Source organism: Streptomyces sp. NTH33 (assembly GCF_003236365.1).
Lineage (GTDB): Bacteria > Actinomycetota > Actinomycetes > Streptomycetales > Streptomycetaceae > Streptomyces.
Genome location: NZ_POTZ01000339.1, coordinates 1 through 7,633 on the forward strand (window position 1 = coordinate 1; position 7,633 = coordinate 7,633).

The 7,633-nt window shown below is 71.3% G+C and carries 6 protein-coding genes; 4 read left to right on the forward strand and 2 right to left on the reverse strand.

The features are described 5' to 3' along the window. Window positions 1-349: 349 nt before the first annotated feature. Window positions 350-1,612: a hypothetical protein gene (locus tag C1I97_RS26435; protein ID WP_111005668.1), complete on the forward strand. Its 1,263-nt coding sequence runs from the start codon at window positions 350-352 to the stop codon at window positions 1,610-1,612. A gap of 6 nt (window positions 1,613-1,618) precedes the next feature. On the opposite strand, the gene C1I97_RS26440 is transcribed toward C1I97_RS26435, so the two are convergent. Further along, entirely contained in the window at window positions 1,619-2,599 is a 981-nt protein-coding gene (locus C1I97_RS26440; protein ID WP_111005669.1) for a nucleotide-binding protein, read from the reverse strand. Between the two features lie 100 nt (window positions 2,600-2,699). Between C1I97_RS26440 and C1I97_RS26445 the strand changes: the two genes are divergently transcribed. Beyond that, a complete protein-coding gene (locus tag C1I97_RS26445; protein WP_111005670.1) occupies window positions 2,700-3,563 on the forward strand; it encodes a Fic family protein in 864 nt (287 codons plus the stop codon). A 388-nt stretch (window positions 3,564-3,951) separates the two neighbouring features. Here the strand turns inward: C1I97_RS26445 and C1I97_RS26450 are convergent, their stop codons facing one another. Then, complete coding sequence (locus C1I97_RS26450) at window positions 3,952-4,785, reverse strand: HAD family hydrolase (RefSeq protein ID WP_111005671.1); 834 nt, start codon at window positions 4,783-4,785, stop codon at window positions 3,952-3,954. 581 nt (window positions 4,786-5,366) lie between these two features. On the opposite strand from C1I97_RS26450, the gene ssd reads away from it, so the two are divergent. Both ssd and C1I97_RS26460 read left to right on the forward strand, forming a co-directional pair. Beyond that, window positions 5,367-6,470 (forward strand): septum site-determining protein Ssd, encoded by a 1,104-nt coding sequence (ssd, locus tag C1I97_RS26455; protein ID WP_111005672.1) that lies wholly within the window; start codon window positions 5,367-5,369, stop codon window positions 6,468-6,470. 86 nt (window positions 6,471-6,556) lie between these two features. Next, the coding region (locus C1I97_RS26460) for a TadA family conjugal transfer-associated ATPase (protein WP_111005673.1) at window positions 6,557-7,633 on the forward strand (1,077 nt) is incomplete at its 3' end.

Genomic DNA, 7,633 nt, shown 5'->3' on the forward strand with positions numbered 1-7,633 from the left:
TGGAAGCGTTTGGTGCGGGGGGAGTTCGCGGTGTGGGCGGGGACGCGGACAGGCATGTTTCCCGTCTCCTCGAATGGTGCGGTCGCGGAACTGTCGACTGGCTCAACGGGGAACGGAAGATTCAACGCTGAGTAAAGCAATCGTAATGCCGAGTAAAAGATGTTTGTTGTTTTTCGGTGCAAATGGAGGATCGAATCACCTTGATGGGTGAAGTGGGCTTTTCGTCGGCTTGTCGTATTAATTCATCCTTCGGTTTATGCGACCTTGGCGGCGCCGTCGGCATGTCCGGCGCATCACCAGCACACGCCGTCTCGGCGTTGGACGAGAGAAGGAAGAAGGTGGGCGGGACATGGCCGCCACCCAGAGGATCGCCGTGGGCGTCGCCGTCGCCGCGGCCTGCGCCTCGTCGCTCGCCGGCTGTGCGAGCGGTCCCGAGGTGTCCGGACAGGGCACGCACGGCGCTCCGCGCAAGGGCGCGCCGGCGCCCGGAAGTGCCGCCCGTCTGATCGGCGACGGGTCCACCGCGTACACCGGGGCCCAGCCGTACCTGCCGAGGCCGGAGCGGCTCAAGCCCGGTGAGAGGCCCCCGCAGTTCGTCGTGTTCTCCTGGGACGGGGCGGGCGAGGACAGCCAGAAGCTGTTCTCGCACTTCCGCAAGGTCGCCAAGGAGAACCGCGCGACCATGACGTACTTCCTCAGCGGCGTCTACCTGCTGCCAAAGGAGAAGCGCGGCCTGTACCAACCCCCGCAGCACGCCCCCGGCAGCTCCGAGATCGGCTTCAACGACGAGAAGGGCATCGCCGACACGGTCAAGCAGGCCCGTCTGGCGTGGCTGGAGGGCAATGAGATCGGCACGCACTTCAACGGCCATTTCTGCGGCCCGGACGGCGGGGTCGGCCAGTGGTCGGTCGAGGAGTGGAAGAGCGAGATCGCCCAGGCCAAGCAGTTCGTGAAGACCTGGAAGACCAATACCGGCATGAAGGACGCGGCCCCGCTGCCCTTCGACTACGACAAGGAGCTCATCGGCGCCCGCACCCCTTGCCTGGAGGGTCAGGAGAACTTCGTGAAGGCGGCGGGCCAGTTGGGCTTCCGCTACGACAGCAGCGGTGTCAACAACCAGGTGTGGCCCAAGAAGCGCGAGGGCCTGCGGGACCTGTCGATGCAGCTGGTGCCCTTCCCCGGGCACACCTTCGAGCAGCTGACCATGGACTACAACTTCATGGTCAACCAGTCCGGTACGCAGACCCAGGGCGACCCCGGCAAGTTCGACTACTGGGGCGCCCAAATGCGCGACGGCCTGCTCAAGGGCTTCTCCCGGGCCTACGACGGCAACCGTGCCCCGCTGATCATCGGCAACCACTTCGAGTCCTGGAACGGCGGCACCTACATGCGCGCCGTCGAGCAGGTCGTGAAGGAGGTGTGCAACAAGCCCGAGGTGCGCTGCGTCTCCTTCCGTCAGTTGGCCGACTGGCTGGACGCCCAGGACCCGCGGACCCTCGCGAAGCTGCGCACGCTGGAGGTCGGCGAGACGCCCGGACAGGGCTGGGCGTCCTTCCTCTCGGCCCGGCCGGTCCCGGCCCCCAGGGGCGTACCCGGGGCGCCCAGACCGTAGCGGTGCTCACGCCGGGGCGGTGACACTCTCGCCGAGGACGAAGCCGGGGTCGACCTGGGCCGCCAGGTCGGCCCCGGTCCGCTCGTTCCCCCACGAGGCGGCGTTCTTCAGGTGGAAGTGCACCATCTGCCGGGTGTAGCGGTCCCAGTCACGCAGCTCGTACGTGGCGTCGGCGGCGACCTGGAGCAGGCGCAGGGCGCGGCGGTTGGCGTCCTCCAGGAACTCGAACCGGGGCGGCCGGCCCTTCTCCATGGCGCGCACCCAGTCCGAGTGCCCGACGGTCACGAGCAGGTCGTCCCCGACCTCAGCGCGCAGGAAGTCGAGGTCGTCCTGTCCCTGGACCTTGTTGCCCACGACCTTCAGCACGACGCCGAAGTCGCGGGCGTACTCCTTGTACTGGCGGTAGACGGATACCCCCTTCCGGGTCGGCTCGGCGACGAGGAACGTGATGTCGAAGCGGGTGAACATCCCGGAGGCGAAGGAGTCCGAGCCCGCCGTCATGTCGACCACCGCGTACTCGTCGCGGCCGTCCACCAGGTGGTTCAGGAACAGCTCCACCGCTCCGGTCTTGGAGTGGTAGCAGGCGACCCCCAGGTCGGCGTCCGTGAAGGGGCCGGTGACCATCAAACGCACGGCTCCGCCGTCGAGTTCCACCGGGCGGGCGCAGGCGTCGTACAGCGGGTTGTCCTCGCTCAGGCGCAGCAGGCGCGAGCCCTCGCCCGGCGGGGTCGTCTTGATCATCGTCTCGGCGGAGGCGATGCGCGGGTTGGTGCCGCGCAGATAGTCCTTGATCAGTGGAAGCCGGCCGCCCATCGCCGGCAGCGCGGCGATCTGTGCCTCCTCCAGTCCGAGCGCGGCCCCCAGATGCTGGTTGATGTCGGCGTCGATCGCGACGACGGGCGCGCCCGAGGCCGCGAGATGGCGGATGAACAGGGAGGACAGGGTGGTCTTGCCGCTGCCGCCCTTCCCGACGAAAGCAATTTTCATGTTCACGGAGCGTAGTGCGGTGATGGCTTTACGTGGCGGTTCGCGTGAGGAATACCACTCCTTCGGGGAGTGTGCCGCTCGGGTGCGTAGGGTCGTACTCATGAGTACGACAGGCGCGACCGCCGATCCTCCCCCAAGCTCTCGAACGAGCTCGAGCAAGGCGGACCCCCTTGCGGCACTGGGTGCGCTGCCCGGTGTGGCCGAGTCCGTGGAGTCCGTGCGCAAGGCCGTGGACCGGGTCTACGGGCACCGGGTCATGCGGCGCCGGAGCAATGAGATCACCTCCGAGGCGGCGCTGCGCGGCGCACGCGGCTCCGCGGCGCTGTCCGGTGCGGATTGGGCCCTGGAGGAGGTGCGCCGGCGTACCGATTTCAGCGGCGACGACGAGGCCCGGGTGGTGGGTGCCGCCCTTCGCCTGACCGCCGAGGCCGGCCAGCTGCTGTCCGTCTGGCGGCAGTCGCCCCTGCGCGTTCTGGCCCGGCTGCACCTGGTGGCCGCCGCGGGCCGGGAGGACGCCGTCGGGCGGCCCCGCCAGGAGGGCGAAGGCGTCGACGAGCCGCTGGTCGAGTCGGCGCTGCCGAGCGCGGACGAGGTCTCCGGGCGTCTGGAGGGCCTGTCGGAACTGATCATCGCGGGCAGCTCCGCGCCTGCCCTGGTGACGGCGGCCGTCGTGCACGGCGAGCTGCTGGCGCTGCGCCCCTTCGTCTCCCGCAACGGACTGGTCGCGCGGGCGGCCGAGCGCATCGTCCTGGTCGGCAGCGGCCTCGACCCCAAGTCGGTCTGCCCCGCCGAGGTGGGCCACGCCGAACTGGGCCGCGCGGCCTACCTGGCCGCCTTCGACGGTTATGTGTCCGGCACCCCGGAGGGCATGGCGGCCTGGATCGCCCACTGCGCCAGGGCAGTGGAACTGGGCGCGCGCGAGTCGACGGCGGTGTGCGAGGCGCTGCAGCGCGGGGCGGCCTGACGGCGGGCCCGGACACAGGGTTGCGGCGGTACGAGGACTCGTACCGCCGCTGGCATGAGCACCGAGTTACCAAGCGTCCTCGATGTGTCGCCCATCAGGTCGGGAACTTCGCCCGTCACCTGGTGCGGCTGGCCCGTAATCGACGGGTCGACGTCGCGTGGGTGCCCGGTGTTCATGCTCGGTCCGTGGGCCAAATTGCGTCTTAAAGGTGATCCTTTCGGATGTCCTTTGGTCGCGCGGGCCTTGAGTCCTTTGTACTGCAAGCAGGGAGCAAGCGGAACCCCTGGCTGCACTTCTTTACTTTTACGTTCAAATGGGATCTGTATGGCCTGAACGGGCGGCGGTGTGGCGCGGGATTTCCCGGCGGTGAAACAACGGCCGCGACGGCTCAGGCCACCGCGCCCCGACGCCGGTTCGCGTACCAGACGAGCCCCGCGGTGGCCGCCGCCGCGCCTATGGCCGCCGCGGCGACCAGAGCCGGACGCGGCGGTACGGAGAAGGCGGGCAGCCGCTGCTTGAGCCGCACCGGCCGGTGGAAGTCGAGAATCGGCCACCCGCGCGCAACGGCCTCCCGGCGCAGCGCCCGGTCCGGGTTCACGGCGTGCGGCCGGCCGACCGACTCCAGCATCGGCAGGTCGGTCACCGAGTCGCTGTAGGCGTAGCAGCGGGTCAGGTCGTACCCCTCGGACGCGGCCAGCTCACGGATCGCCTCCGCCTTCGTCGGGCCGTAGGCGTAGTACTCCACCTCGCCGGTGAAGCAGCCGTCCTCGCCCACCACCATCCGGGTGGCCATCACGCGGTCCGCTCCCAGCAGCTCGCCGATCGGCTCGACCACCTCGGCGCCCGACGTGGACACGATGACCACGTCGCGTCCGGCGGTGTGGTGCTCCTCGATGAGGGACGCGGCCTCGTCGTAGATGATCGGATCGATCAGGTCGTGGAGCGTCTCGGCGACGATCTCCTTGACCTGCCGCACGTTCCAGCCGCGGCACAGCGCGGACAGGTACTTGCGCATGCGCTCCATCTGGTCGTGGTCGGCGCCGCCGGCGAGGAAGACGAACTGGGCGTAAGCGGTGCGCAACACGGCCCTGCGGTTGATCAGACCGCCTTGGTAGAAGGACTTGCTGAAGGTGAGCGTGCTCGACTTCGCAATGACCGTCTTGTCCAGATCGAAGAAGGCCGCTGTGCGGGGCAAGGAGTGGTTTTCCACGCCCCCGAGCATAGGGGCAGCCCATTCGGCGTAAGGTGGGCGTGTGGGTTTGCCTGAGAGGGCTCTCGGGTACACCATGGAAGTCACGGATCGTTCGCGACCGTGCTAACCCGGTCCGACTCCTCCCCCCCCGAGTCGGCCGTGGAGACGACCCCCGCTCTCCCCCCCGGCGGGGGTCGTCGCATGTCCGGGTGGGTTTTCCCCCTTCGAACCGCGGTTGCCCCGCCGTCCGGACCGCGCTGTGCGGCGTTCGCCGTCACTCTCATGATTCGTCACGGTCCGTAGTTGTGGCGCTGCTCTGCGGGAGTCTTACGGGAGTCAGTACGCGGGTCACCGGTATGGGTGAAGGCGATATTCACAACCATCGAGTCGTCCACAGTTTTCGACCAAGATCCACACGATTTCCCGGATCGCTGCACCGTGATTCCGACGCGCAGCTCTCGCGGCGAGTTCATGGCCGGTTCCGATTGCCGGGCGCGTATGGCCGGTTCGTAACGGCCTCCGTATGAAGGCCGGTTGCCGGTTCTTCACACGTTTGGGATTCGCGGGGCCGCAGGGGCCGCGCGCAGGAAGCAGCGAAGGGGGACCGATCCGTGTCCGGAACCGTCACACACGATCCACCGCCCGGCACTTCAGGACGGCAGGGCAGACCGCTGATCGTCACCGAGGACGCCGAGCTCCTCGACGACCTGCTGCGCCTGTGCGCGGCGGCCGGCGCCACCCCCGAGGTCCATCACGGGGTGCCCGAGCACCGGAGCGGCTGGGAGGGCGCACCGCTGGTGCTGGTCGGCGACGACGCCGCCCGGCGGGTACGTGGAGCCCCGCGCCGGCGCGGAGTGGTGCTGGTCGGCCGTGACCAGGACGACTCCGGGATCTGGCGGCGCGCGGTCGAGATCGGCGCCGACCACGTGCTGGTGCTGCCCGACGGCGAACAGTGGCTGGTCGACCGCATCGCCGACGTCGCCGAGGGTGTCGGCCGGCCCGCACTCACCGTGGGCGTCATCGGCGGCCGCGGCGGAGCGGGGGCGTCCACGCTGGCCTGCGCGCTCGCCGTCACCTCCGCGCGGGAGGGCCTGCGCACCCTGCTCGTGGACGCCGATCCCCTGGGCGGCGGGCTCGACGTCCTGCTCGGCGGGGAGACGGCCGAGGGGCTGCGCTGGCCGGCGTTCGCCGCTTCGCGCGGGAGGGTCGGCGGCGGAGCCCTGGAGGAGTCGCTGCCCGAACTGCACTCGCTGCGCGTGCTCAGCTGGGACCGCGGCGACTGCGTCGCCGTGCCGCCGCAGGCCGTCCGGGCGGTGTTGGCCGCCGCCCGGCGACGCGGCGGCGCCGTGGTCGTCGACCTGCCCCGCCGCGTGGACGAGGGCGTCGCCGAGGCCCTCGCCCAGCTCGACCTCGCCCTGCTCGTGGTCCCCGCCGAACTGCGCGCCGTGGCGGCCGCCGCGCGTGTGGCCTCCGCGGTCGGCATGGTCCTGCGCGATCTGCGGGTGGCGGTACGGGGGCCCTACGCGCCCGGCCTCGACGACCGCGAGGTGGCCCGGCTGCTCGGTCTGCCGCTGGCGGGCGAGGTGCCCGTGGAGCCGGCACTGCGACGGCCCGGCGAGGGCGGGACACCGCCCGGTGCGGTGGCGCGCGGGCCGCTCGCCCGGTTCTGCGCCGCCTTCTGGGAGCGGGCGCTGATCGAGGCGGCCGCCGCATGAGGGCGGTCTCCGGACAACGGCGGACGGGCGAACGGACCCCCTCGGCGGGCGCGCCCCGGGAGCAGGGGCCTGTCAACGGACCCCGGATGCCTGCCCAGTTGCTGGACGGCGTACGGCAGTGGCTCGCCGAGAGCGGGGCCGAACCGACGCCCGCGCGGGTGGCGCAGGCCCTGCGCGAGCAGGGCCGGGTGCTCGGGGACGCCGAAGTGCTCGGGGCGGCCGAGCAGTTGCGCTCCGAGCTGATCGGCAGCGGCCCGCTGGAGCCGCTGCTCGCCGACCCGTCGGTGACCGACGTCCTGGTGTCGGCCCCGGACCGGGTGTGGGTGGACCGGGGGCGCGGACTGGAGCGGGCCGCCGTCGCCTTCCCCGACGCGGCGGCCGTACGACGCCTCGCGCAGCGCCTGGCCGCCGTGGCGGGGCGCCGGCTGGACGACGCCCGGCCGTGGGTGGACGCCCGGCTGCCCGACGGAACCCGGCTGCACGCGGTCCTGCCCCCGGTCGCGGTCGGCTGCACCTGCCTGTCCCTGCGGGTCGTACGGCCGCGCGCGTTCACGCTGGACGAACTGGTCGCGGCGGGCACGGTGCCGCCGGGCGGCGACCGCGTGCTGCGGGCGCTGATCCGGGCGCGCCTGTCCTTCCTCATCAGCGGCGGGACCGGCACCGGCAAGACCACTCTGCTCAGCGCGCTGCTCGGGCTGGCCGGTCCGGGCGAGCGGCTCGTGCTCGCCGAGGACTCCGCGGAGCTGCGGCCCGACCATCCGCATGTCGTCCGCCTGGAGACCAGACCCGCCAACCAGGAGGGCGCGGGCCTGGTGACTCTCGAGGACCTGGTGCGGCAGGCGCTGCGGATGCGGCCGGACCGGCTGGTCGTGGGGGAGGTGCGCGGCGGCGAGGTGGTCCATCTGCTGGCCGCGCTCAACACGGGTCACGAGGGCGGCTGCTGCACGGTGCACGCCAACGCGGCAGCGGACGTCCCCGCCCGGCTGGAGGCGCTGGGCACCGCCGCCGGGCTGGACCGGGCCGCGCTGCACAGCCAGTTGGCGGCCGCGCTGTCGGTGGTGCTGCACCTTGTGCGGGACCGCTCCGGGCGGCGGCGGATCGACGAGGTGCGGGTGCTGGAGCGGGACGCGTCGGGGCTGGTGCGGACCGTGCCGGCGCTGCGG

Bases quoted from the DNA above. Each gene is read 5' to 3' on its own strand.
- C1I97_RS26435 (WP_111005668.1), top strand. From the start codon at position 350: ATGGCCGCCACCCAGAGGATCGCCGTGGGCGTCGCCGTCGCCGCGGCC.
- C1I97_RS26440 (WP_111005669.1), bottom strand. From the start codon at position 2,599: ATGAAAATTGCTTTCGTCGGGAAGGGCGGCAGCGGCAAGACCACCCTG.
- C1I97_RS26445 (WP_111005670.1), top strand. From the start codon at position 2,700: ATGAGTACGACAGGCGCGACCGCCGATCCTCCCCCAAGCTCTCGAACG.
- C1I97_RS26450 (WP_111005671.1), bottom strand. From the start codon at position 4,785: ATGCTCGGGGGCGTGGAAAACCACTCCTTGCCCCGCACAGCGGCCTTC.